This window comes from Sphingomonas sp. M1-B02, assembly GCF_026167525.1.
GTDB lineage: Bacteria > Pseudomonadota > Alphaproteobacteria > Sphingomonadales > Sphingomonadaceae > Sphingomonas.
The window spans coordinates 2,332,640-2,355,136 of record NZ_CP110679.1 but is presented as its reverse complement, the minus strand read 5'-3'; the positions used below and the strand labels follow the sequence as shown (position 1 = coordinate 2,355,136).

23 protein-coding genes and 1 tRNA gene are annotated in these 22,497 nt (G+C 66.2%); 6 read left to right on the top strand and 18 right to left on the bottom strand.

Annotation, left to right across the window (positions count from 1 at the left end; all coding sequences use genetic code 11):
• Positions 1 to 11 precede the first annotated feature (11 nt).
• Together OKW87_RS11305 and OKW87_RS11300 are read right to left on the bottom strand one after the other, a co-directional pair.
• Positions 12 to 1,142 (bottom strand): cytochrome-c peroxidase, encoded by a 1,131-nt coding sequence (locus OKW87_RS11305; protein WP_265539561.1) that lies wholly within the window; start codon positions 1,140 to 1,142, stop codon positions 12 to 14.
• A gap of 105 nt (positions 1,143 to 1,247) precedes the next feature.
• A complete protein-coding gene (locus tag OKW87_RS11300) occupies positions 1,248 to 2,075 on the bottom strand; it encodes an alpha/beta hydrolase (protein ID WP_265539559.1) in 828 nt (275 codons plus the stop codon).
• A gap of 134 nt (positions 2,076 to 2,209) precedes the next feature.
• Here OKW87_RS11300 and OKW87_RS11295 point away from each other — a divergent pair, with 134 nt between their 5' ends.
• Positions 2,210 to 3,103, top strand: coding sequence for a diacylglycerol/lipid kinase family protein (locus tag OKW87_RS11295; RefSeq protein WP_265539557.1), 894 nt, complete (start codon positions 2,210 to 2,212; stop codon positions 3,101 to 3,103).
• 6 nt (positions 3,104 to 3,109) lie between these two features.
• Here OKW87_RS11295 and OKW87_RS11290 read toward each other — a convergent pair whose 3' ends face one another.
• The gene (locus tag OKW87_RS11290; protein ID WP_265539555.1) at positions 3,110 to 4,285 is read right to left on the bottom strand and encodes a phospholipase D-like domain-containing protein; all 1,176 of its coding nucleotides are present in this window, start codon (positions 4,283 to 4,285) and stop codon (positions 3,110 to 3,112) included.
• Positions 4,286 to 4,423: 138 nt separating this feature from the next.
• Here OKW87_RS11290 and rpoZ point away from each other — a divergent pair, with 138 nt between their 5' ends.
• Positions 4,424 to 4,768, top strand: a complete 345-nt coding sequence (gene rpoZ / locus OKW87_RS11285; RefSeq protein WP_265539554.1) for a DNA-directed RNA polymerase subunit omega — start codon at positions 4,424 to 4,426, stop codon at positions 4,766 to 4,768.
• Positions 4,769 to 4,989: 221 nt separating this feature from the next.
• On the opposite strand, the gene OKW87_RS11280 is transcribed toward rpoZ, so the two are convergent.
• Both OKW87_RS11280 and OKW87_RS11275 read right to left on the bottom strand, forming a co-directional pair.
• Entirely contained in the window at positions 4,990 to 5,661 is a 672-nt protein-coding gene (locus OKW87_RS11280) for an RlmE family RNA methyltransferase (RefSeq protein WP_265539552.1), read from the bottom strand.
• The gene (locus OKW87_RS11275) at positions 5,658 to 6,692 is read right to left on the bottom strand and encodes a Ppx/GppA phosphatase family protein (RefSeq protein ID WP_265539550.1); all 1,035 of its coding nucleotides are present in this window, start codon (positions 6,690 to 6,692) and stop codon (positions 5,658 to 5,660) included. The genes OKW87_RS11280 and OKW87_RS11275 overlap by 4 nt, the downstream gene beginning before the upstream one ends.
• Positions 6,693 to 6,866: 174 nt before the next feature.
• Between OKW87_RS11275 and OKW87_RS11270 the strand changes: the two genes are divergently transcribed.
• Positions 6,867 to 6,940 (top strand) — tRNA-Gln (locus tag OKW87_RS11270).
• Positions 6,941 to 7,033: 93 nt separating this feature from the next.
• Here OKW87_RS11270 and OKW87_RS11265 read toward each other — a convergent pair.
• From OKW87_RS11265 to OKW87_RS11250, 4 genes are read right to left on the bottom strand one after another with little or no spacing between them, the layout of a single operon-like run.
• Positions 7,034 to 7,843, bottom strand: a complete 810-nt coding sequence (locus OKW87_RS11265; RefSeq protein ID WP_265539548.1) for an IclR family transcriptional regulator — start codon at positions 7,841 to 7,843, stop codon at positions 7,034 to 7,036.
• Between the two features lie 14 nt (positions 7,844 to 7,857).
• Positions 7,858 to 8,256, bottom strand: coding sequence for a nuclear transport factor 2 family protein (locus OKW87_RS11260; RefSeq protein WP_265539546.1), 399 nt, complete (start codon positions 8,254 to 8,256; stop codon positions 7,858 to 7,860).
• Positions 8,253 to 9,377 (bottom strand): cobalamin-independent methionine synthase II family protein, encoded by a 1,125-nt coding sequence (locus OKW87_RS11255; RefSeq protein ID WP_265539544.1) that lies wholly within the window; start codon positions 9,375 to 9,377, stop codon positions 8,253 to 8,255. Before OKW87_RS11255 ends, OKW87_RS11260 begins: the two co-directional genes overlap by 4 nt.
• A gap of 54 nt (positions 9,378 to 9,431) precedes the next feature.
• Positions 9,432 to 10,349: a LysR family transcriptional regulator gene (locus tag OKW87_RS11250; RefSeq protein WP_265539542.1), complete on the bottom strand. Its 918-nt coding sequence runs from the start codon at positions 10,347 to 10,349 to the stop codon at positions 9,432 to 9,434.
• A 132-nt stretch (positions 10,350 to 10,481) separates the two neighbouring features.
• On the opposite strand from OKW87_RS11250, the gene OKW87_RS11245 reads away from it, so the two are divergent.
• From OKW87_RS11245 to OKW87_RS11235, 3 genes are read left to right on the top strand one after another with little or no spacing between them, the layout of a single operon-like run.
• Positions 10,482 to 11,384: a VOC family protein gene (locus OKW87_RS11245; RefSeq protein WP_265539540.1), complete on the top strand. Its 903-nt coding sequence runs from the start codon at positions 10,482 to 10,484 to the stop codon at positions 11,382 to 11,384.
• Between the two features lie 4 nt (positions 11,385 to 11,388).
• Positions 11,389 to 12,546: an alpha/beta hydrolase family protein gene (locus OKW87_RS11240; protein WP_265539538.1), complete on the top strand. Its 1,158-nt coding sequence runs from the start codon at positions 11,389 to 11,391 to the stop codon at positions 12,544 to 12,546.
• Between the two features lie 13 nt (positions 12,547 to 12,559).
• Complete coding sequence (locus OKW87_RS11235; protein WP_265539536.1) at positions 12,560 to 13,510, top strand: fumarylacetoacetate hydrolase family protein; 951 nt, start codon at positions 12,560 to 12,562, stop codon at positions 13,508 to 13,510.
• Between the two features lie 31 nt (positions 13,511 to 13,541).
• Here OKW87_RS11235 and OKW87_RS11230 read toward each other — a convergent pair whose 3' ends face one another.
• The 9 genes from OKW87_RS11230 to purU form a co-directional block, all read right to left on the bottom strand.
• Complete coding sequence (locus OKW87_RS11230) at positions 13,542 to 13,859, bottom strand: antibiotic biosynthesis monooxygenase family protein (protein ID WP_265539534.1); 318 nt, start codon at positions 13,857 to 13,859, stop codon at positions 13,542 to 13,544.
• 224 nt (positions 13,860 to 14,083) lie between these two features.
• Complete coding sequence (locus OKW87_RS11225) at positions 14,084 to 14,974, bottom strand: NAD-dependent epimerase/dehydratase family protein (RefSeq protein ID WP_265539532.1); 891 nt, start codon at positions 14,972 to 14,974, stop codon at positions 14,084 to 14,086.
• On the bottom strand, positions 14,974 to 15,540 hold the full coding sequence (locus OKW87_RS11220; RefSeq protein ID WP_265539530.1) for a cupin domain-containing protein: 567 nt from the start codon (positions 15,538 to 15,540) through the stop codon (positions 14,974 to 14,976). The genes OKW87_RS11225 and OKW87_RS11220 overlap by 1 nt, the downstream gene beginning before the upstream one ends.
• A 10-nt stretch (positions 15,541 to 15,550) precedes the next feature.
• On the bottom strand, positions 15,551 to 16,711 hold the full coding sequence (locus tag OKW87_RS11215; protein ID WP_265539528.1) for an MFS transporter: 1,161 nt from the start codon (positions 16,709 to 16,711) through the stop codon (positions 15,551 to 15,553).
• Between the two features lie 19 nt (positions 16,712 to 16,730).
• The gene (locus tag OKW87_RS11210; protein WP_265539526.1) at positions 16,731 to 17,846 is read right to left on the bottom strand and encodes an FAD-dependent oxidoreductase; all 1,116 of its coding nucleotides are present in this window, start codon (positions 17,844 to 17,846) and stop codon (positions 16,731 to 16,733) included.
• 9 nt (positions 17,847 to 17,855) lie between these two features.
• Entirely contained in the window at positions 17,856 to 18,827 is a 972-nt protein-coding gene (locus tag OKW87_RS11205) for an MBL fold metallo-hydrolase (protein WP_265539524.1), read from the bottom strand.
• The gene (locus OKW87_RS11200; RefSeq protein WP_265539522.1) at positions 18,827 to 21,151 is read right to left on the bottom strand and encodes a TonB-dependent receptor; all 2,325 of its coding nucleotides are present in this window, start codon (positions 21,149 to 21,151) and stop codon (positions 18,827 to 18,829) included. The genes OKW87_RS11205 and OKW87_RS11200 overlap by 1 nt, the downstream gene beginning before the upstream one ends.
• A 126-nt stretch (positions 21,152 to 21,277) precedes the next feature.
• Complete coding sequence (locus tag OKW87_RS11195) at positions 21,278 to 21,628, bottom strand: dihydroneopterin aldolase (protein ID WP_265539520.1); 351 nt, start codon at positions 21,626 to 21,628, stop codon at positions 21,278 to 21,280.
• Positions 21,629 to 21,630: 2 nt separating this feature from the next.
• Positions 21,631 to 22,485: a formyltetrahydrofolate deformylase gene (gene purU / locus OKW87_RS11190; protein ID WP_265539518.1), complete on the bottom strand. Its 855-nt coding sequence runs from the start codon at positions 22,483 to 22,485 to the stop codon at positions 21,631 to 21,633.
• Positions 22,486 to 22,497: the final 12 nt, after the last annotated feature.

The following is a 22,497-nucleotide window of genomic DNA, read 5'->3' as shown; positions in this document are numbered from 1 at the left end:
AAGCCGCTGCCTCAGCGCCTGAACGGGTCGCTGAAGCGCGCATCGGTGGTGAGAGCCGGATCGCTCAGAGTCATCAGAAAGGCGACGAGCGCGGCGCGATCCGCGGCGTTTAGCTTCATGCGGCGTGGCCTGGCTCCTTGCCGCAGGCGATCGTCGAGCGCCGGGCCATCCTGGATGCCATGGTCGTAGAAATCGACTACCTCGGCCAGCGTCGAGAAGCGGCCGTCGTGCATATAGGGGCCCGTCAGGCCGACGCTGCGCAGCGAGGGCGCCTTGAACAGTCGCGTCTCGCCGCGGTCGAGGCCGTTGCTGCGCGCGTTTGCGGCGAGCGCGAAGGTCGGCGGAAGGTGGCAGGACGAGCAGCCCGCGCCCCCCTTCGCGGCATCGGTCATGAACAAATGCCGGCCTCGATTCTCTTCGGCCGTGAGATTGGGGAGATCCTCGCCGAGCCCCCGGTCGGGCGCGGCGGGCGAGAAGACCTTCGCATAGCCCGTGTCCCACCGGCTCGCGCTCGACACCATCGCGCGCACGAACTGGGCGAGCGCCTGCTGGATACGCGGTTCGGTTATCGCCTTGTCGCCGAATGCCCAGGCGAACAGGTCGGGATAATAATCGGTGGCTGCCATCTTCCGAGTCAGCGCATCGAATCCGCCCGCCGCGCCGCCCCACCCCATCTCGACCAGGCTGTGGAAGGGGTGGCTGGCCTGCGCCTCGACGCTGGCCGCGCGCCGGTCCCAAAAGGTCGAGCCGGGCTTCCAGTAGCGAAGATTGCCGAGCCGCATCGCATGGAAGTCGGTCGTGGCGGCGCTGCTGATCCCGTTGCTGAACCGCATCGAATCGGTGAAGCCGATCGCCTGCTGGTGGCAGGCGGCGCACGATGCGCGGTCGTTGGTGCTCAGTCGCAGATCGTAGAACAGTATCCGCCCGAGGGTCGCGACGCGATCGTCGATGGGGTTGGACGCGGGGCTATGGTCGAGCGCCGCGACGGTGCGATCGAAATAGGCCGGCAGCGTAGGTGCGGAGTAATTGGCGACCTTCGCGAAGTCGATCGTGGTGCGCTTCGCGACGCCGGCGGGAGTGGCTGACGGATTGGCGCCGCACGCCGCCAGCGCAAGCGTCGCTAAGCCCACCAGCCGTTTCACGCGCTCCACTCGCATCGCCATCCCATTGCTCGGCAATGATCCTACAGCCTTTGGACGCAGGGACGAAGCCGCGTTTCAAGTGCATCGAGGGACGTGGGCGACGGTTTAGAGGTGCGCCTCCAACCAGGCCTGGATGTCCTCCATCACTTCCTCCTTGCCGATATCGGCGAGCAAATCGTGATAATGGTCCTGATAGAGTTTGAGCGTCTTGTCCGTCGAGCCGGCGGTCTCGTGGAAGAAGACGCTGCCTTCGCACACCGTCGCCTTGTCGGCGGTGCCGTGCAGGATGAGCAGGGGGATGGTGATCGTCGGGAATTCGATGCGCATCCGCTCGTCGGCGCGGACCAGCGCGGCGACGGTGGCGGCGGGTTGGGTCTCGTCGCTGATATAGGGGTCGGCGTTGAGCGTCGCGACCCAATCGGGATCGCGCGAAAAGTCTTCATTCTTGAGCTTCAGCACGCCGAGCCGCGGCGCGATGTGGCTCAGCCCCTTGATCGCCGCCAGCGCGAAGCCCGGCGCGGGCACCTGGAACGCGAAACTCTCGCAGATGAAGCCGTCAATCGCGTGCTGGTGATCAAGGACATACGTCGATCCGGTCACGCCCCCTGCGCTGTGACCAAGCAGGAAGAGCTTGCTGCCGGGATGACGGCTTTTGGCGATGGTGATCGTATCGGTAAGGTCGCTGACATAATCGGCGACGTCCTCGACATAGAAGCGCTCACCTTCGGAGCGTCCTCGCCCGCGCAGGTCGAGCGCATAGACCGCATAGCCTGCTTCGACCAGGCGGTCCGCTGCCCAGAGATATTGGCCGCCGTGCGAGTTGACGCCGTGGCAAATCACAACGACGGCGCGCGGCGTCTCTGCGGGGAGCCATTCCCGATAGAAGATCCGCAATCCCCCTTTGCCCTCGAACGTCGATTCGGTCGGCCCCATCCCGTTTCTCCCCTGTCCTGTTCACGCAGACTGGAATGAATATGCACGAATGCGCAAGTGCAGGCTGTGCAAGCGCGACGCGGGCATATTGAGGATGGCTGGGAGCTTGTGCGTGCCGTGCGAGTTATTGCGGGATGGAAACAAAGCCGATCCCGCGCGAAGCGGCGCTGGTGGTCAACGCGCATTCGCGCAAGGGCCGGGACTTGTTCGAGATCGCCTGCGAGAAGCTGACCGCGGCCGGAATCACGTTGCGCGCGGCGCACGCGGTCGACGATCCCGACAAAATGAACGCGACCGTGCGCGAGGTGGTCGCCTCCGGCGTGCCGATGGTGATCGTGGGCGGCGGTGACGGCTCGCTTTCCGGCGTGGTAGACGAACTGGTGGGCAAGGATTGCGTGTTCGCGGTCCTGCCGCTCGGCACCGCCAACAGCTTCGCGCGCTCGCTCGATCTGCCTCTCGATCTGGACGGCGCGATCGAGGCAATCGCGAACGGACGCAGGCGGCGCATCGATCTGGGGATGATCGACGACGACTATTTCGTGAACGGCGCCTCGATCGGCCTGTCGACGATGATCGGTGAGACCGTGCCACACAAACTCAAACGCTATGCGGGCCGGCTGGGTTATCTGGCCTGGGCGCTCAAATGCTCGGTGCGTTTCCGACCGTTCCGATTGCAGCTCGATGACGGCGTCCAGGTGCAGACGATGTGGGCGACCGAAGTGCGCATCCTCAACGGTACCCATCACGGCGGAGTCGAGCTGTCGGATCAAGCCGATGTCGATTCGCACGAACTACTGCTGCAGGCAGTCGTCGGACGCAGCAAGATCGCGCTGGCGCGCGACTGGTACGCCAAATTCTTCAAGCTTCGCGACAAGGACAGCTGCAGCCGCGATTTCCACGGCAAATGCTTCACGGTCTCGATCGATCCGCCGCAGCGCATCTCGATCGATGGCGAGGTGCTGGCCTGCACGCCTGTCACGGCGAAGGTCGCGCCGGGCGCGATCGAGGTGGCGGTTCCCGCGGTCTAGTGTGGCTCAGTGCTTCTTGCGGTCGCGACGCTGCTCGCCGAAGTTCAGCCTTCGGGTCACATTATAGTCCAGCACCGCCATCACGAAATAGGCGCCGAACTGCTTCACTCGAGTCCAGGGTCCGGTGCGCGCCTTGTAGAGCGCCGAGGTGATCTGCTCGGACGCCGCGACTTCGCGATCGACATAGGTGCGGACGTGCGCGGCGAAGGCGGGATCGTCGACTCGCAGCATCAGCTCGAGGTTGAGGAACAGCGAGCGAATGTCGAAATTGGCCGAGCCGATATGGACGACGTCGTCGATCAGGAAGAGCTTGGTGTGCAGCTTGGTCGGCTGATACTCGAAGATCTGCACGCCCTTGCGCAGCAATCCCGCATACGTGAAATGCGCCGCCCATAACGATGCGGTGTGATCGACCTTGGAGGGCAAAACCAGCCGCACCCGGCCGCGCCGCCCGACCCGATCGAGCCGAGTGAGCATCGCCGGATTGGGGGCGAAATAAGAGGTGATCAGGTCGATCCGATCCGCACGCTGCATGTCGCGCCGCACGACCCGTGCCCAGGGCGAGAGCCGCCGCATCGGCCCGCCCAGCAGCCAGCGCGCGGTGCCTTCGGGCTCGCTCCAGCTGTTCAACGTCCGCCCCAGCATCCGCATCGACGCCCGCGGCAGCTTCACCCAGCGCGAGAGCGCGTCGAAATAGCCGACCAGCCGCCCCGCCGCGGGGCCCTCGACCAGCAGCCCCAAATCGCGCCAGGCCTCCCCGGCGGCGGTGCCGAAATAGCTGCTCTCGATATTGAACCCGCCGATGATGACTCGCTCGCCATCGGCCAATGCGAGCTTCTGGTGGTTGCGAAACAGATAGCGCCGGCCCCAGCGCGGCTCGAAGCGCGACATGTCGACCCCGGCTTCGCGGAGCGGATCGAAGAAGTCGCGGCTTTCGGCGGCCTCGCTGCCAAGCCCATCGACAATCAGGTGGACCTGGACCCCGCGCGCGGCGGCATCGAGCAGCCCCTGGCGCACCGCGGCACCGGCTTCGTCGTCGACATAGATATAATAGAGCACTCGCAGCGACGTCCGCGCCGAGCGGATCAGCTCGAGCAGCGCCTCCATCCGCCCCGGCCCCTCGGTCAGGAGCGTCAGCCGATTGCCGTCGACGGTAAAACTGGGCTCGGTTCCCGAATGCATCGCTGCCTCATGGCTTGTGGGGCAGGCGGCGGCAAGCGCGCCGTGCGCGGAGCGATGGCCCGGGATTTCCTTGACATTCGGCGCGTTGATCCGTAGGGCACGCCCCTTTCCAGCACCTTCAGTTTTAAGGAAGCGTAGATGGCGCGCGTCACAGTCGAGGATTGCGTCGACAAGATCCCCAACCGGTTCGATCTTGTCCTGTTCGCAGCGCAGCGGGCGCGCCAGATTTCGGGCGGCGCCGAACTCACGATCGATCGCGACCGCGACAAGAATCCGGTCGTCGCACTGCGCGAGATCGCCGAAGAAACCGTGCGTCCGAACCATCTCGAGGAATCGGTGGTCTCGAGCCTCCAGCGCGTCCAGGTCGACGATGAGGAAGCCGCCGACGAAGTCGGTTCGCTGTCGCAGTCGGCGGAGGCGCTCCGCCTCACTGCCGCGGCACCCCCGCGCAACCAGAATCTGGGCGGCGATTACGAGGGCTGAGCACGAGGCCCGAGGCTAACGCAGTTAGTCGAGGACAAGCCGAGTGCCGGCCGGCGGGCAAAGCCCGACCGACGACGCGGCTTTGCCGCGGCGGGAAATTCAAAAAGCCAGGGCGATGCTCTGGCTTTTTTTGTGTCGAGAACCGCCGCGGCGAAGCCGCGTCGTCGGTCGTCGCTAGGGCGACGCCGGCCGGGGTCGGCTCGCGACGCGGAATAGCGCCGCTATTCCGCTGGCCGCCCCTTGAAGCCCTGCGCCACCACGAACCATTCGACCGAGCCCTTGCGGCTCGCCGGCGGCTTGGCGTGCTTCACGCTGGTGAAGTTGCGCTTCATCTCGGCCACCAGCGCCGAATCGGCCCCGCCCGCGAACACCTTGCTGACGAACGCACCGCCCGGCTCGAGCACCTGGATCGCGAAATCGAGCGCGGTCTCGACCAGCGCCATCGTCCGCAGCGCATCGGTCTGCGGATGGCCGACCGTGTTGGCCGCCATGTCCGATACGATGAGGTCGGGTGCGCCCCCCAGCGCCTCGGTGAGCCGCGCCGGCGCGGCATCGTCGAGAAAATCCATTTCCAGGATCGTCGCGCCGTCGATTGGGTCCACCGGGAGCAAGTCGATGCCGACGATGGTCGCCTTCGGGATGCGACGCCGCACTACCTGTGTCCAGCCGCCTGGGGCCAGCCCCAGGTCGATCACCCGCTTCGATCCTTTCAGGAACGCGAACTTCTCGTCGAGCTCGAGAAGCTTGTATGCCGCGCGGCTGCGATAGCCCTCCGCCTTGGCGCGCTTGACATAGGGGTCGTTGAGCTGGCGCTCGAGCCAGCGGTTCGATTGCGGGGTGCGCCCGCGCGATGTCTTGACGCGGGTATGCCCGCCGCCGCCGCCTCTGCTCATAATGTCTTTCCGTTCATCAGCCGGCGAAGGATGCCCTCGCGGATGCCGCGATCGGCGATGCCGAGCCGCTCCGCCGGCCACAAATCGAGGATCGTCTCGAGAATCGCGCAGCCCGCGACGACCAGGTCCGCGCGCTCATTTCCGATGCACGGTACCTGGCTGCGCTCGGCCATGCTCATCGCCGAAATGCGCTGGCTGATCTCGCGCATCGACGATGCCGGCATGATCAGCCCGTCCACCACCGAACGGTCATAGGCGGGCAGGCCGAGATGGACGCTGGCGAGGGTCGTGACGGTGCCGCTGGTGCCCAGCAGTCGCGGCGTTGCCTTGGGCGTGCGGAGGCGCGCGACGAACGGCGCGAAGCTCTCCGCCACGCGTGCGCGCATATCGGCATAGACCGCCGCGCCGCGCTCCGAGCCATCCGCCAGCCCCGCCGCCTCGGTCAGCGACACCACGCCCCAGGGCGCGCTGTGCCAGTCGAGGATGCGCGGCACCGGCTCGCGCGAATCGACCAGCACCAGTTCGGTGGATCCCCCGCCGATATCGAACACCAACGCCGGCCCGTCGCCGGGCTCGAGCAGGGCATGGCAGCCCAGTACCGCCAGCCGGGCCTCTTCCTCGGCGGTGATGATATCGAGCGCGATGCCGGTCTCTGCATAGACGCGCTCGATGAACGCTGCGCCGTTCGACGCCTGCCGGCAGGCCTCGGTCGCCACCGATCGGGCGAGCGCGACGTTGCGGCGCTTTAGCTTCTCCGCGCAGATCCGAAGCGCCGCCAGCGTGCGATCGATCGCCGCGTCGGAAAGCTTGCCGGTCGTCGCCAGCCCCTCGCCCAGCCGGACGATTCGCGAGAAAGCGTCGATCACGGTGAAGCCGGGCCCCTGCGGGCGCGCAATCAGCAATCGGCAATTGTTGGTGCCCAGATCGAGCGCCGCATAATGGCGCGATTCGGGCCAACGTGCGCGCGCCTGACGCTCCTGCGGCGGGTCCGGTGCAGGCCGGGCTAAACCGCTGCTGCGGCCGCGGGGCATATTGGCTGGGCCATCCCCCATATTGTCACTCACTTATATTCTGTCCGTCGCGGCCCGATGCGGGCCGTTCGGTGCTTGGCGACAGGCTAGCGCAGGGGAAGTTTCAGGGCAAGGCGCCTGCCCATGCGGCGTTGACAGCGCCGCCGCCCCGCCCTATTTCGCCCGGCCTGCCGTTGCCCCGTCGTCTAAAGGTAAGACTACGGACTCTGACTCCGTTAATTGAGGTTCGAATCCTCACGGGGCATCCAGGCATTCCAGCGAAATCAGCCATTTGGGCTCGGCTTGATCGGTTTCACCCGACCCGCGATTGCATGTGATCCGGGCGCGCCACTGGTTCGGCATTAGCCGCGAAGCGTTCCCTGCGGTGCCGCGTCAACCGTGGTTTCACCAGGATCGGACGCTAAGGTGCCGCTCGACAGTGCCACGCCGGCGCGAAGCAAGCGCTCCATGATCTGCGCTTTCACGGCGTCGGAATAGCGCAATTTCGGCAGCGCCACCGCCAGCGCGCCCACTGCTGCGCCGTCGATCACCACCACCCGCGCCAGCCCGCATACACCGAGGGTGAACTCCTCGTCGGTAAAGGCCCAACCGGTCTCGCGCACCGCCGCGATTTCGCGTCGCATCGCGCTCTCTTCGCCGATCGTCCGCGGCGTGAACAGCGGTCGCTCAGCCTCGGCGAAATAGCGCTGGAGCGTGGGCTCGTCGAAGGTGGCGAGCATCGCCTTGCCCGCCGCCAGGCAGTGCAGCGGCGCCCGCGCGCCCGCGCTGATCGAATAACGAAGGAACTGGTCCGCGGTCTCGGTGACGCGCGCCTCGAGCTCCCAGCCGACGAGGACGAAGAAGGAGGTGGTTTCGTTGAGCGCGCGCCGCAGCGCGTTGACCTGCCGCCCTACCCGCTCCTCGAGCGACATCGACGCGGCGGGCATGCGCAGCCGATCCAGACCGTCCCCGGCGACATAGCGCCGCCCTTCGCGGCGAAGATAATGGCGCTCGCACAAGGTGTTCAGGAGGTAGGAGAGGCTGCTGACTGGAATGTGCAGCGCGGCTGCCACTTCCTGCGCGACCACCCCGTGCGGATGCGCGACGACGAATTCGATGATGTCGAGCGTGCGCATCGCCGATTTGACCGTGGGCTGGCTTGCGTTCGACATGGGGCTCCCGGGTTTCAGAAGCTCAGCGTACCGCGCCGCTCCGCGAACCGCCAGTCGCCGTCCACGCGCACGAAGCGATCGTGGAACGACCCGACTTTGGGCGGCGCCTCGCCGGTGAAGAGCAGCATCGCCGATTCGCCTTCCGCCCGATCGGGGCCGAGTATGTCGATGACCACGTTGGAGCAGACGTGCCGCGTCGTGCGGGGCGGGCGCGCCTGGAAGGCGGCGAGGATCGCCTCGCGTCCCTCGATCCAGTCGTCGGGTGCGGTCGGGCGCGACATCCGGCCGTCGGGGGCATAGAGCGCCGCCACCCCCTCCCAGTCGGCGGCGTCGTTGCGATTTGCGTAGAGCGCGATCAGCCGGGCGCAGTCCTGCTCGATCGCGCGCCGTTCGGCATCGGACAGGCGGTTCACAGCCGCGCTTCGGCGATATCTGCGCCTTCGCGCAGCGAGCGCAGCTTCTTCCACGTCACTGCGGGGTCGATCTTGCCGTAGCCGGCGAAGGTGCCGAACCCGCAATCGGTGCTGGCGATCACGCGATCCTTGCCGACGATGCCGGCGAAGCGCTCGATCCGCTGGGCGATCAGCTCGGGATGCTCGACATAGTTGGAGCAGGTGTCGATCAGCCCGGGTGCGAGAATCTTGTCGTCGGGCAGCTTGGCGTCGCGCCATACCGCCCATTCATGTTCGTGGCGCGGGTTGGCGGCTTCGAACAGGATCGTCGAAGGCCGCGCGGCGAGGATCGTGTCGATGACCTTCTCCAACGCGATGTCGCAATCGTGCGGGCCTTCATAATTGCCCCAGCAGACGTGCATCCGCATCCGGTCGGACGGGATGTTGGCGGTCGCCGCGTTGAGCGCCTCGACATTGGCCGCGGCGACTTTCTTGAACTCTTCGTCGCTCTGGTCCTGATAGCCGGTGTGGCGCGACATCGCCAGGTCGGGGCAATCGAGCTGCAGGTCGAAGCCGGCGGCAACGATCGCCTCATATTCCTCGCGCATCGCATCGACGATGTCGGCGAGATAGGCCTCGTGCGTCGGATAATGGCGATTGACCTGGAAAGCCGTGATCAGCCCCGGCGAGGCGGCGTTCATGAAGCCGCGCGCGCCGCCGGCCTTGTCGATCGCGTGGCGGAAGCGGCGGATATCGTCGTGGAGCGGCTCGAGCGTCACCAGTCGCACCGGGCCGATGCACGAGGCGCGCGTGAATTCCTGGCTGCCCATGATCGCCGAGAGCTTGCGCGAGAGATCGGGATGCGCGGCCAGATCCGCCGCGGGCTTGCGATCGACATGCCCGCCAAAGCCCGACAGCCGCTCGATCATATAGGTCGAATAGCCGACCTTGCCGAGTTCGCCGTCGCTGACGATGCTGACGCCGGCGTCGATCTGGCGGGCGACCGCGTCGTCCACCGCGGACTGGACGAGCGTGTCGAACTGGACCGGGTCGTACGGTTCGCCCTTGTCGCGCGCCAGCAGCAGCGGGGTGAGTTCGTCGCCCCGCGGGAGGCTCCCCACATGGGTAATGTCGATGGTCATCTTGCTCTCCTAGCTCGGCTCTGCTGATGCCAGCTTTTCACGGATGTGCAAATATCATATCCGCGAACTACCTCCGGCTGCCTGGGTTCGTATCGTGTCGATCAGCCAGCGCAGTCCGGGATCGTTCGCGCGGGTGACGTGATATTGTGCCATCTCCACCAGCGGCGGGATTTCAAAGGGCGGGGGGGCGAGGGCGATCGCGAAGTTGCGCGCCATCAGATGCGCAAGCCGCCCCTGCATCAATGTCAGCCAGTCGGTCTCCTGGAGCAGCCAGGGCAGCATCGCGAAATTGGGCGCTGTCATTGCGACGCGGCGCTGGACTCCGATTCGTTCGAGATATGCATCGCCGAAGCTCGGCAGCCGTTCCTCGCCGATCGCGACGAGGATGTGGCCATATGCGAGCATCGCCTCTTGCGTCACCCTCCCGGCCAGCGCCGGGTGCCCCGCACGCCCGACCAGCCAATAGCGATCCTCGAGCAAATAGTCAGAGGGCAGGGTGGGGGTCACATACGGCTGCAGCGTGATCAGCAAGTCGATGCCGCCGCTGTCGAGCAGTTCGATGCGGCGCTGGCTCGGCAAAAGCAGTTCGATCCGCACGCCCGGCGCGATTGTCGCCAGCCGGGTGATGATCGGGAAGAGCACGGCCGTTGCGATATAGTCCGATGCCATCACCCGGAAGGTGCGGACCGAGGTGGCGGGGTCGAAATGGCGCGACGTGGCGACCACGCCTTCCATCGTCGCCAGCGCCGCCTGGACCTGGGGGAGCAGCGTCTCGGCAAAGGGGGTCGGGTACATCCGCTTGCTATGCGCGATCAGCAGCTCGTCGCTGAAATATGCGCGCAACCGCGACAGGGCATTGCTCATCGCGGGCTGGCTCAGATGCATGCGCTCGGCCGCACGGGAGACGCTGCGGTCCGCCATCAACGCATCGAAGGCGACCAGCAGATTGAGGTCGAGACCCTTGAAGCGCATCCAAATCTCCATTCGCCGATTGAATGCATATGCATCTGAACAATCATTTTCTCAATCGTCCTCTCGTTGGTTAGAAGGAATGCAACCTGTCGGCATCCGAAGCCGACCCAATCATCTGGAGCAGGATCGCCCATGAGCCGCGTCACCGAAATCCGCTATGTCGGCTATGCCGTCCCCAATCTCGAAGCCGAACATGCCTTCTACCGCGACGTGTGGGGATTGAAGGAAGTCGGTGTGCAGGACGGCATGGTCTATTTCGCCGCCGAGGGGCATGGCGAGCATCACGTCGTGCGCCTGCGCCAGGCCGAGGAGAAGCGAGTCGACGTCATCGCCCTCGCCACCGACAGTCGCGCCGACGTGGAAGCGCTCCACGACAAGGTGATCGGCGCCGGCTGCAAGATCATCTACGCGCCGCGGGAACTGACCGCGCCGGGTGGCGGCTACGGTTTCCGCTTCTTCTCGCCAGATGGCCTGCCGTTCGAGATTTCGAGCGACGTCGCGCTGGGCCCGGCGCGCGAGATGCAGCGCTGGGACGGCATTCCGCAGAAGATCAGCCACATCGTCCTCCACTCGCCCGACCATAAGGCGATGACGCGCTTCTTCGTCGAGGTGCTGGGGCTCAAGGTCAGCGACTGGCTCGGCGACTTCATGGTGTTCCTGCGCTGCAACAGCGCGCACCACCGGCTGGCGCTGCTCCCCGGGCCGCCCTGCCTGAACCATGTCGCCTATGACATGCTGACCGTGGACGACATGATGCGCGGGATCAGCCGGCTGCGGAAGAAGGGGACCGACATCCTCTGGGGTCCCGGCCGCCACACCGCGGGTGACAATACGTTCAGCTATTTCACCACGCCCAACGGCTTCGCGGTCGAATATACGTCGGGGCTCGAGGAAGTCGATTTCGATCATCATGTCGACAAGGTCCATGTCCCCGGTCCGCAGATCATGGACCAATGGGGCGTCGGCGTCGGCGGCCCGCAGACCATGCCACACCCCGAGGCCGACAAGGGCCTGTTCCAGCCGGTAGAGGCATAAGCATATGGCGTTGTTCGAATATTTCCCCAACTATATCTGGAACCTGTCGGTCGCGATGGCGCTGGAGAGCGGCGGACAGATCGGCGAGATCGTCGATATGTGCCAGCCGATCAAGGACGCCGCCGCGTCCGGATCGGATGCCGGCACGCCGCAATTCATGGCCAAATGGGTCGAGATGGCCGAGCGCCTGATCGGGCTGGCGGACGAGGACGACGCCGCCGGTCGCGGCTTCTCCGCCTCCGACAAGCTCGAGCGCGCCGCGCTCTATCTGCTCGTCGCCGAGCGGATGCAGGGGCATGGCCATCCGGGGCGCGAGCAAACCTATGCGCGCGCGCGCGCGACCTTCGATCGCTCGACAAAGCTCGGCAGCATCAATCGCGAACGCGTCGAAATCCCGCTCGCCACCGGAACGATGCCCGCGCTGTTCACCCGCGCAGCCGGGCCGGGCCCGCACCCGGTGGTCGTCTATTGCAACGGCCTCGATAGCTGCAAGGAGCTGCTCTACTGGTCGAAGCTGCCCGAGGCGCTGGCGCGGCGGGGAATCTCCACGCTGAGCGTTGACCAGCCGGGCAGCGGCGAGGCGCTTCGGCTGCAGAATCTGCCCGTCGATCCGCACAGCGAGAATTGGGCGAGCAAGGCAGTCGACTGGCTCGAGACCCAGCCCGACGTCGATCCCAAGCGGATCGGCATGACCGGCATTTCACTGGGTGGGCATTTCGCGCCCCGCGCCGTTGCCTATGAGCCGCGCTTCGCCAGCGGCGCCTGCTGGGGCGCCAACCATAATTGGGCCGAGGTCCAGCAGAAGCGCCTCAACCGCGAAGGCGAGAATCCGGTCCCGCATTATTGGGCGCATGTCATGTGGGCGTTCGGCGCCAAGGACATGGACGATTTCCTTGAGCGCGCGAAGGATATGAACCTCAACGGTCATATGGACGGCGTGCGGGTTCCCTTCCTGGTGACGCACGGCGCCAAAGACCGTCAGATCAGCGTCGACTATGCGCAGGATTGCTTCGACCAGCTCGTCAATTCGCCGCGGCGTGAGCTCAAATTGTTCACCGAGCGCGAAGGCGGCGTCGAGCATGTCGGCGCGGACAATATGAGCTTCGGTCGCGATTATATTGCCGATTGGTTTGCCGACACGCTAGGCGGCCGCACGGCTTGATCGGAGAATGAAGATGCGCCTGGCAACCTTGAAGCGCGGCGGTCGTGACGGCACGCTAGTGGCGGTCGATGAGTCCGGGACGCGGGTCGCACCGGTTGCAGGCTATGCCACGCTGCAGGCGGCGCTGGACGATTGGGACGCAGCACAGGACGCGCTGCGTGCGGCCGCGGATGCCGCCGAAACCGGCGAGGCGGTGTCGCCCGAGGATTTCGCCGCGCCCCTGCCGCGCGCGTGGCAGTGGCTCGACGGATCGGCGTTCGCCAATCATGGCGCCTTGATGGAGCTCGCATTCGGCCACGCGCCGATCGAGACCGACAAGCCGCTGATGTACCAGGGGATGAGCCATCAGTTCATCGCCCCGACCGACGACGTGCCGCTGCCGAGCGAAGCCGACGGCATCGATTTCGAAGGCGAGTTCGCAATCGTCACGGGCGACGTGCCGATGGGTTGTCCGGCGGACCAGGCGCTCGGCTATGTCCGGCTGATATTGCTGCTCAACGATTGGTCGCTTCGCGCGATTGCCATCCCTGAGATGAAGACCGGGTTCGGCTGGGTCCAGGCCAAGCCGGCGTGCAGCGTCGCGCCCTTTGCCGTCACTCCCGACGTGCTTGGCGAGGCCTGGCGCAACGGGCGCGTTTGCCTTCCCCTGACCGTCGAAGTCGATGGCGAATGGTTCGGTAACCCGAACGGCGCGGCGATGGGCTATGGGTTTCACGAACTGATCGCCCACGCTGCGCGCTCGCGCTCGCTGCCGGCAGGAACGATCATCGGATCGGGTACGGTCTCGAACCCCGAGCATGAGGCGGTCGGCTCGACCTGCATCTCCGAGCGCCGCGCGATCGAGATGATCGCCGGGGGCGGGCCGCAAACCCCCTTCCTGCCATTCGGCAGCCGGGTCGCGATGTGCGCGGGCGAGGGCGTGTCGCCGTTCGGGGTGATCGACCAGCGGGTGGTGGCGGGGTAGGCGATGCTGCGCCCTCCCCGGGCAGCCCGCCCTATCGCTCCAGCGTGAACGCGACGGTGTAAAGGCCGGGATGCGCTTCGCCGAAGCGCTTGTTGCCCTCGATCAATCCGCGCGACATCAAATGCCCGAAAACCCGCCCCGCCGCGTCTCGGTCGGCGGTTTGGGCATAGTTCACGACCCGCGTTCCATCCAGGCTCTTGTGCAAGCTCGCGGAAAGCCAGCCGGGAACATCGCTGGCGGCACGCGCGGCCTCTGCAAGATATGTGATCAGTTCGTCCTGCCCGCCGGTCGGCACGGTAAAGACGTTGATCTGGGTAACGATTTCGCTGTTCAGGGTGATGGTAGGCATGGTCTCACGCTCCTCGGTGGGCGCGACCGCTGGAACCTGCTCCTGCCTCCGGTCTGGCCGGCACAAGCGACAAGCCCCGGCGAACGCACCGGTTGCTTGTCGCGGGTTCGCCTTGCGGCGACGCGGAGCCTCGAAACGAGGGAGTGGGCTTACCGATGCCACTCGGGTCCTTTTCGACAAGCTCAGCATAGCGGGATCGCCCGGCTGGGGGAAGAGCCAGCGGGTCAGTGGCGGGCAAGCGCCCCCTTGACCAACGCGGCGAGCGAGCCATCGTGGCGGAAGCCGAGTGCGTCGGCGCGTGGTGTCATGAGCAGGGGATAGCTGCCGAACATATGCCGCATGGCCGGATCCTCTGCGAATTCGAAGCGCCGCACGTCGCCTTGTTTGGCCAGTTCGGCCACGAGGTCGCCGATGCGGACCCGCAGCGCCCCTAACGTCACGGCTTCCCGCTCACAATCCTTGCCGAGCACGGCCGCGACGAGATTGGCCGCGCAAGTCCGCGCGGACATCAGCCAGCTGGTCGCGTCCGGCGCGACGGGGATCGTATAGGGCGCCCCTGTTCGAGCCGCATAGAAAATGTCGCTGAGAAACGCCGAGCCGAAACCGCTCGCCGATGGCGGCCTCGCGACGATGCCGGGCAAGCGGAGCACCATGCCCGCGATCGCACCGCGTCGAACGGCATCGGCGAAGGCGAGCTCGACCATGCGCTTGTGGGTGCCGTAGACGCTGGCCGGGGCGGGCGGGGTTGCGTCGTCGACCAGCGAGGGCAGGCCAGCGCCGAACACCGCGATCGAGCCCGCGATCACCAGCCGGCGCCCCTCCATCGCCTCGATCAGCGTCAGTGGCACGTCGAGATTGATCGCGCGCGATGCCTGCGGGTTGCGTTCCGCCGCGCCGCCGGGAAGCGCCGCGAGATGGAGGACGGCGTCGGCCCCGTCGCACAGACTGCGGATCATCGCCGGATCGCTCAGTTCGCCAATCAGCGTCGCAAAGCGCGGCGGCGTATCGAACGCGCGATCCGCCAACAACAACTCTACATCGGGTCGCGTCTCGGCCAGATGCGCCACCACCGCCCGGCCGACGAATCCCGCCGCGCCGGTGATGGCGAGCCGCATCAGCGCTTCAGGTCAGCGTCAAACGCGCCATCGATCAGGATGAAGGCGATCCGGCAAATGCGGTCCGAACGGTTCGACCAGCCATGGTTGGTGCCGCGCTGGATAACGATGTCGCCGGCGCGAACCGTGGTTTCGCCTTCGTCCATGATCAGCACCAGCTCGCCCTCCAGGACGATGCCATAGTCGATCGTCTCGGTGCGGTGCATCATCGCGTGGCGGCTGCCCGCGCCCGTATGCGCCGAAGCGTCGCCGGCGCCCACTTCGGCGAAATGGGCCTGCGCCTCTTCGGGCGACATCGTGCTGAGCTCGTCGCTCTCGGGCGGGATGTCGAGCACTCGGATGCGGGTGCCACCCTTGGGCGGGGCGAGCTTGATGCCATCCTCGGGCGGTTCGCCCGAAGCGGCGTCGATCGGGGCGGGGGTCGCTTGCGTGTTCCAAATCTCGTGGAACAGCGGGCCGATCGCGCCGCCGATGCGTTGGACGCGCGGCGCGGGCCCGTCTTCCTGGATGATCGCCCGGCCCGAAGCATCATGGCCGGTAACGACGCGGCGAACGGGATTGGTCATATTGATACTCCTAAGCGCGGGCGCGAGGCGCGCGCAGCAACGCCACCCCGGCCGCAAGCGCCGCCGCGGCGGCAAAGAACAGGAAGGTGCCGGACAGTCCGCCGAGGACGCCGGACAGCGCCGCTGCCAGGATCGGCGCGATGAACTGGGCTAGAAAGAAGGCGCCGGTCCACACCCCGGTGCCGCGACCGCGCGTCTCGGGCGGGAGGCGGCGCAGCACCCAGGCGAGCATCGTCGGAAGCATCAGTCCGTTGCCGACGCAGATCACGACCGCCGACGCCGCGGTCAGATAGAAGTCCGCCGAGAGCGCGACGCCGACATAGCCCAATGCCACCAGCGGCAGGCCGATCGCCAGCAAGCGTTCGCCCGGAGCAGCCTTCAGCCGCCCGAACAACAGCGCCCCGACCATCACGCCAAGATTGGCCGCCGCACCCGCAAGCCCGATCAGCGCCGGGGACGTCACCCCGGTGCCTTCGATCACCGGGCCCAATTGGACGATGATCGTGTAGAAGAGCAGCCCGATGCCGAAGGTGATCGCGACGAGCCCCGCGATGCCGCGGGTCGCGCCCGTCGCGGCGGCAGGCCGCTGCGCCGGGGCCGAGCGATCGGGCTCGAACAGGATGAAGGCGCCGGCCACGGCCACCGGCAGCGCCAGCAGATACAGCCAAAAGGGCCCGCGCGAGCCCAGTGCCTCGCCCAGCGCGCCGCCCGCTGCGATCAGCACGATCGCGCTTAGGCTGGCGACGGCGATCTGGATCGACACCCAGCGCTCGCGCCGCTCGCCCTCGAAATAATCGCCTACCAATGCCGTAGCGACGGTCATGATCACCGCTTCGGTCAGCCCGAGCGCAATGCGCACCGCGAGGATCGCGTGCAAACTGTCGAGCAGGAGGGGCAGCAGGCCGAAGCCGGCATAGCCGGCCAGCGCGCCGATCAGCAGCCGCTTGCGCCCGACGCGGTCCGACATCCAGCCGGCCAGCGGGGAGAACAAGGCGACGCAGAGCGCCGGGATGGTCAGCGCCATCGGCACCAGCACCGCATATCCGGGTACGCCGGCAAATTCACGGAGCAGCAGCGGCAGCACCGGCACCAGCGCGATGATCGCCATGGTCGGCATCACCGCGGTCAGCATCAGGATCACGCCGTGCCTGGTCGTCGCCTGCCGGATCATTTCGCCGTCCCCTCGATCGTCATATCGGCTGCGCCACCATCTCGAACATCTCGTGCGTCGCCTTGGCATTGTCGACCGGCGGGCCCTTGCCGATCTGGCCCATGCAGATCGCGATGCTCGAGCGCACGATATAGGCGCAGCGATCGACGCGGCGGTCGTGATAAGCCGTCAGCGCAGTCTCGATATCGTCGTGCCGGACAAGCTCTTCGGCAAGCACCAAGCTGTCCTCGATCGCCATGCCCGCGCCCTGGCCGAGATGCGGCGTGGTGGCATGGACCGCGTCGCCTAGCAAGGCGATCCGCCCGCGATGCCAGGGGCCCTCGATCATCAGCGCCTCGAGCGGGCGATAGACCACGCCTGAATCGTCGGTCACCTGCTCGGCCAGTTCGCGGATGAAGGGCGCGCAGCTCGCCATTTTCGAGCGCATCACCGCCGCCAGCCCTTCGCGCGGATAGCGCGGATTGTCGGGTTCCGGTGTGGTGACGTAGATGTACATCAGATCGGTGGAAATGGGGACCAGCCCGACGCCGGTGGGGCCGTTATAGGCGTGGAGCGCGTCGAGATCGGCGGGGCGCGGCAGATTGTAGCGCCACACCGCTTGCCCCGTATATTCGGGCCGGGGGGCATCGGGGAAGATCTTCGCGCGGGTCTGCGAGTAGACGCCGTCGGCGCCGATCACCAGATCGAAGCGGCCGGCCGACCCGTCGGAGAATCGCACATCGACGCCGGCACCGTCGTCATCGAGATCGGTCGCGGTGACGCCGAGCACCACCTTCGCCCCGCTGGCGATGGTGCGATCGCCGAGGATCTTGTGCAGCGCCGGGCGGCCGATGCCCATATTGGCCGGATAGCCGTCGATCAGCCGGGGTGTCGGCACTCGCGCCACCTTGATCCCGGTCGGCGTGTAGATCTCGACTGCGTCGAACCCCACCCCCGATGCGACATATTCGTCGATCAGCCCGAGCTGCGACATCGCCCGGATCACGTTCGATTGCTGGATGATGCCGACGCCGTAGACCGACCAGTCCGGATCGCGTTCGATCACGGTCACGGCAAAGCCGCGGGCGCGCAGCGCGATCGCGGCGGTCAGGCCGCCGATGCCGCCGCCGATGACGAGAATATTAGCCGAATGCATGGGTTACTTTCAGAAGCGGTCGAGATCGTTGGCGAGAGTGACCGGCCCGGCGAAGCGGGCGCGGATCTGGGCGAGATAGTCGCGGGTGCGGGCCGGGTCCGGAGTGCCGGCGGCGAAATGGGTGACGACGAGCGCCTTGGCTCCGGCGCGCGCCGTCAACTGGCCGACGGCGTCGGGGGTCAGATGATGCGTGGAGAGATGCTGCTCGAGCTGCTGCTTCGCAGGCGCGGGCATGTTGGGCGAATTGCGCGCGACATTGGCCATCGTCCCGGCCATGTCGATCATCTCGCTGACGAGCAGGTCCGCACCCTTGGCCAGCCGCTCGACCGCCGCGCTGGGCCCGGTGTCGCCGGTATAGACGATCGATCGGCCCGGCAGATCGAAGCGCAGCGCCAGCGACTTGTAGCTGCGGTCCTCCGGGCTGCCGGGAGCGAAATCATAATGCGTGTTCTGCACAGCAGTGACGGTCATGTCGTCCACTTGAACGTGCGCGCCGTCGGTCAGTTCGACCACCGTCACCGTGTCGCCAGGGGGCGCCCAGGACTGGCCCGGGATGCCATAGCCGACGCGCGCCGCCGGCTGCATCGACGCGACCATCCCCGCGACCAGTTCGCGCGTGCCCGGGGGGCCATAGACGGTCAGCCGCTCGCGCAGGTTGATCTGGTTGCGCAGCCCCAGGATCGCCGAGAGGCCGCCGGTATGATCGACATGGAGATGGCTGAGGAAGACCGCACCGACCCGCGGCAGCTGGATGCCGGCCTTCGCGAGTTGCTGCACCGTCCCGTCCCCGGCATCGACCAGATAGACGCGTCCGGCTTGGATCAGCGCATTTGCGGGCTGCGACCGCTCCGGGCTGGGCACCGGGCCACCCATCGTCCCCAGCGTGATGAAAGCCTCTCCCCCTGCGGGCGCCGGCTGCGCGGCGGCGGGCAGAGCCATCGCCATCGCAACCAGCGCCAGCAGGGGAAGCCGGCTACGCATCAGAATTTGAAGCCGAGCCGAGCGCCATAGGTGCGCGGCGGGCGCAGCGTGCCGACCGGGAAATCGAGGATCGGGCGGGTGCCGGCGCGGGCGAGCACTTCCTCGTCGGTGATGTTGTTGATGAACCCGGTCAGGCTCCAGCCGCTCTGGCTTTCCAGCGTGAGGAAGGCATCGGCCATCGCGAACCCATCCTGTTTCTGGTCCTCGCGATAATTTACGTCGAGGTAGCGGCTGCTCTCGATATTGCCGCGCGCACCGGCGATCAGCGCCAGGTCGCCCGTAAGCTCGAAGGTGCGCTCATAGCCAAGGTTGAGCGCCCAGCGCGGCGAATTGACGGTTGGCTTGCCCGAGCAATCGATGTCGTAGAAGCGCGCGCCGTTGACGCCCGGATTCGCCGCGCGGCTGCCCAGGGTCGTGCAGCCGGTGCTCACCGGTGCGCCGGTGGGCGAGAAGTTCGACGTGGTAAGCTCGCCATATTCCCCGTCGAGGAACTGCAGGTTGAGGTGGAACAGATCGTTGCGGCTGGGCGCGAAGCGCGCCTCGAACTCGGCGCCATAGATTCGCGACTTGCCGGCATTGACCGTGATCGACCCTTGCGCGAACAGCCCGTTGCCCGTGGGGACGCCGCCGACATAGGTGATCTGCTGATCGCGATAGTCCCAGTAGAAGGCCTCGAAATTGAGCTGCAGCTTGTTGTCGAAGAAGCGGTTCTTCGCGCCGATGGTGTAGGCGGTAAGCGTCTCCGGCTCGAACGTGTTGTTCGGCGGTTGCGCCACGAAGAAGCCGCCCGATTTGAAGCCCGTCGCGACATTGGCGTAGACCAGCGAAGCGGGGCCCGCGTCGAGCTCGACGCCCGCTTTCCAGGTGAACTTCTCGAAGCTCAGATCGCCGGTGAAGGGCGCGCTGAGCGGCGGCTGGATCGGGCCGGGCAGACCGCCCGAGGCAGTCGAGGTCAATTGCTGCTTGTCTTCGCGGGTATAGCGGCCGCCCGCCACCAGCCGGAAGGCGTCGCTGACGTCGAAGGTCAACTGGCCGAACGCGGCGATGCTTTCGGTATTCAGCCGCGGCGTGAAGCGGGTGGTGGAGATATTGCCCTGTCGGAAGAAGTTCTCGGTCGCCTGGTTCTCGCCGAAATAGAAGGCGCCGAGCACGTAGCGCAGCCGCTGGCCTTCCTTCGATGCCAAGCGGACCTCGACCGAGGTCTGTTCGGCGAGATCGACGAAGTCGCCCGCGAAGCCCGGCAGATAGGTGCGGAACTTCACGTCGGAGCGGCGCCAGGCCGGGATGAAGGTCAGCGTGCCGAAGCCGAGATCGCCGACGACGGTAGCGCTTACGCCGTAAAATTCATTGTCGAGGAATCCGTCGGTCCCGGCCTGCGACACGCAGCCGCTCCGCACGAAACCACCCATGCCACCGCAGAAGGGCGGCGCGAAGATGGTCGCGGCATAGCCGGCGATCGCGGCCTGCGCCCGCGGATCGGAAATGCTGACGCGGTCCTCGAGCGCCGGCACGTCGAACGCGGCGTTCGGCAGCAGCACTGCGCCCGCGCCCTTGCCGCGCTGGTTATAATAATCGGCGACCAGCGTCATCGACCAGAGCTCGGAAGGCTGGATCAGCAGCGACGCGCGGACGGCCTCACCCTTGTCGTCGTCATAACCGTCGGAAATATAGCCGTCGCGATCGACGATCTGTCCCGCCACGCGCAGCGCGACCATGTCGCCGATCGGCACGTTCAGCGCGAGGAAACCCTTCTTGCTGTCGTAATTGCCATATTCGAACAGGCCCTCGCCAGTGAAACGGCCGAGCTCGGGGCGCTTGGGCAGGACGTTGATCGCGCCGCCAGTGGCGTTGCGGCCATAGAGCGTGCCCTGCGGCCCCTTGACCACTTCGACGCGCTCCAGATCGTAGAAGGAGCCGGCGGGTGCGGTCGGGCGACCGACGTAAACGCCGTTGAAATTGAAGGCGACGGCATTTTCAGAGAAGGAATTCTGCGAGCTGGTGCCGACGCCGCGCAGGAAGAAACTGGTCGTGCCGCCGGTCGGCTGGACCACAAGCGAGGGGACCAGCTTGCCGAGGTTGGCGGTTTCGGTGATGCCGGATCGGCTGAGCTCGTCGCCGGTGACGGCCGAGACCGCGACCGCAGCGCGCTGCAACGATTCCGATCGGCGCTGCGCCGTGACGACGATGTCGGCAAGACCCTCGTCGGTCGTGTCGTCTGCGGACTGGGTGGTGTCCTGCGGCTCCGAGGCTACTTCCTGCGCCAGGGCAGATTGCGCGCCTAGCGCCAGGATCGCGGCGGTGCCCGCCAACAAGATTCGCTTCATGATATCCTCCCCATCGGATGCGTTTCTTCGCACGCATTGTGATGATGAGAGGTGCCAGCCTGGCTTAGATTATCATAACGAATTGTTTTGATGCTTGATCACAAATGAAATTCATACCCGGCCCTCTCAGGCGCTGCGGTGCAGTTCGATCCGGGCAAAGGCCTTGCCGCTGGCGAGCGCCTGCGGCTTCTCGACTAGTATATCGGCCTGCAGGACGCGAGGGTCCAGCAGGCACGCCTCGGCGAGCCGTCTTGCGAAGGTCTCGATCAGCGCGATGCGCTGCCCTCCCAATGATTCCGCCGCTTCGACGATCCGCTTGTAATCCAGCGTGGCGTCGATCCGATCGGCATCGGGCATCCGGATCCGCAGCGTCGCGCTGATCCGGAGCGTTTGGGGCCGGCCGATCTCGTGCGCGAGCATGCCGATATCGGCAATCACTTCCGCATCCCGAATGCCGATCTCGATATAGTCGGTCATGATCAGTGCTTGAACACGACCGTCTTGCTGCCGTTCAGCAGGATGCGGTCCTCGACATAGAGCCGCACCGCGCGGGCGAGCACCCGCCGCTCGATGTCGCGGCCCTTGCGAACCAGATCGTCGGGCGTGTCGGCATGGCCGATATGCTCGACATCCTGTTCGATGATCGGGCCCTCATCCAGGTCCGCGGTCACGAAATGCGCGGTCGCGCCGATCAGCTTGACCCCGCGCTCATGCGCCTGGTGGTAGGGCTTGGCGCCCTTGAAGCCGGGCAGGAAGCTGTGGTGGATGTTGATGCAGCGCCCGGCAAGGAAGTGCGAAAGATCGTCGGAGAGGATCTGCATGTAGCGCGCGAGCACCACCAGATCGGCGTCGGTCTGCTCGACCAGCTGCTTGATCTGCGCTTCCTGCTGCACCTTGGTTTCCCTGGTCACCGGCAGATGGTGGTAGGGGATGTCGCCGATCAGCGAGATGTTCAGCGCCTCGCGCGGATGATTGCCGATGATGCCGACCACATCCATCGGCAGCTCGCCCAGCCGGTTACGATAGAGAAGATCGCCCAGGCAGTGATCGAATTTCGAGACCAGGATCAGCACGCGCTTGCGCTGCTCGCGCGGGCGCAGGGTGAGTTCGAGCGCGAAACTGTCGATCGGCGCCGCGAGCCGGGTACGGAGCCCGTCCACAGAATCGTCGGGGATATCGAACACGACACGCATGAAGAAGCGGCCGGTCAGCATATCGTCGAACTGCTGCGCCTCGCGGATGTTCGCGCCGCTGTCGGCAAGCGCGGTGGTGATCGCGGCGACGATGCCGGGACGATCCTTGGAAGAGAGGGTGATGATATATTCGGACGACATAAGAGCCCCTTG

Coding starts and splice junctions, on each gene's coding strand:
- OKW87_RS11300 (WP_265539559.1), bottom strand. CDS start 2,075: ATGGGGCCGACCGAATCGACGTTCGAGGGCAAAGGGGGATTGCGGATC.
- OKW87_RS11295 (WP_265539557.1), top strand. CDS start 2,210: ATGGAAACAAAGCCGATCCCGCGCGAAGCGGCGCTGGTGGTCAACGCG.
- OKW87_RS11290 (WP_265539555.1), bottom strand. CDS start 4,285: ATGCATTCGGGAACCGAGCCCAGTTTTACCGTCGACGGCAATCGGCTG.
- rpoZ (WP_265539554.1), top strand. CDS start 4,424: ATGGCGCGCGTCACAGTCGAGGATTGCGTCGACAAGATCCCCAACCGG.
- OKW87_RS11280 (WP_265539552.1), bottom strand. CDS start 5,661: ATGAGCAGAGGCGGCGGCGGCGGGCATACCCGCGTCAAGACATCGCGC.
- OKW87_RS11275 (WP_265539550.1), bottom strand. CDS start 6,692: ATGCCCCGCGGCCGCAGCAGCGGTTTAGCCCGGCCTGCACCGGACCCG.
- OKW87_RS11265 (WP_265539548.1), bottom strand. CDS start 7,843: ATGTCGAACGCAAGCCAGCCCACGGTCAAATCGGCGATGCGCACGCTC.
- OKW87_RS11255 (WP_265539544.1), bottom strand. CDS start 9,377: ATGACCATCGACATTACCCATGTGGGGAGCCTCCCGCGGGGCGACGAA.
- OKW87_RS11250 (WP_265539542.1), bottom strand. CDS start 10,349: ATGCGCTTCAAGGGTCTCGACCTCAATCTGCTGGTCGCCTTCGATGCG.
- OKW87_RS11245 (WP_265539540.1), top strand. CDS start 10,482: ATGAGCCGCGTCACCGAAATCCGCTATGTCGGCTATGCCGTCCCCAAT.
- OKW87_RS11240 (WP_265539538.1), top strand. CDS start 11,389: ATGGCGTTGTTCGAATATTTCCCCAACTATATCTGGAACCTGTCGGTC.
- OKW87_RS11235 (WP_265539536.1), top strand. CDS start 12,560: ATGCGCCTGGCAACCTTGAAGCGCGGCGGTCGTGACGGCACGCTAGTG.
- OKW87_RS11230 (WP_265539534.1), bottom strand. CDS start 13,859: ATGCCTACCATCACCCTGAACAGCGAAATCGTTACCCAGATCAACGTC.
- OKW87_RS11225 (WP_265539532.1), bottom strand. CDS start 14,974: ATGCGGCTCGCCATCACCGGCGCGGCGGGATTCGTCGGCCGGGCGGTG.
- OKW87_RS11220 (WP_265539530.1), bottom strand. CDS start 15,540: ATGACCAATCCCGTTCGCCGCGTCGTTACCGGCCATGATGCTTCGGGC.
- OKW87_RS11215 (WP_265539528.1), bottom strand. CDS start 16,711: ATGATCCGGCAGGCGACGACCAGGCACGGCGTGATCCTGATGCTGACC.
- OKW87_RS11210 (WP_265539526.1), bottom strand. CDS start 17,846: ATGCATTCGGCTAATATTCTCGTCATCGGCGGCGGCATCGGCGGCCTG.
- OKW87_RS11205 (WP_265539524.1), bottom strand. CDS start 18,827: ATGCGTAGCCGGCTTCCCCTGCTGGCGCTGGTTGCGATGGCGATGGCT.
- OKW87_RS11200 (WP_265539522.1), bottom strand. CDS start 21,151: ATGAAGCGAATCTTGTTGGCGGGCACCGCCGCGATCCTGGCGCTAGGC.
- OKW87_RS11195 (WP_265539520.1), bottom strand. CDS start 21,628: ATGACCGACTATATCGAGATCGGCATTCGGGATGCGGAAGTGATTGCC.
- purU (WP_265539518.1), bottom strand. CDS start 22,485: ATGTCGTCCGAATATATCATCACCCTCTCTTCCAAGGATCGTCCCGGC.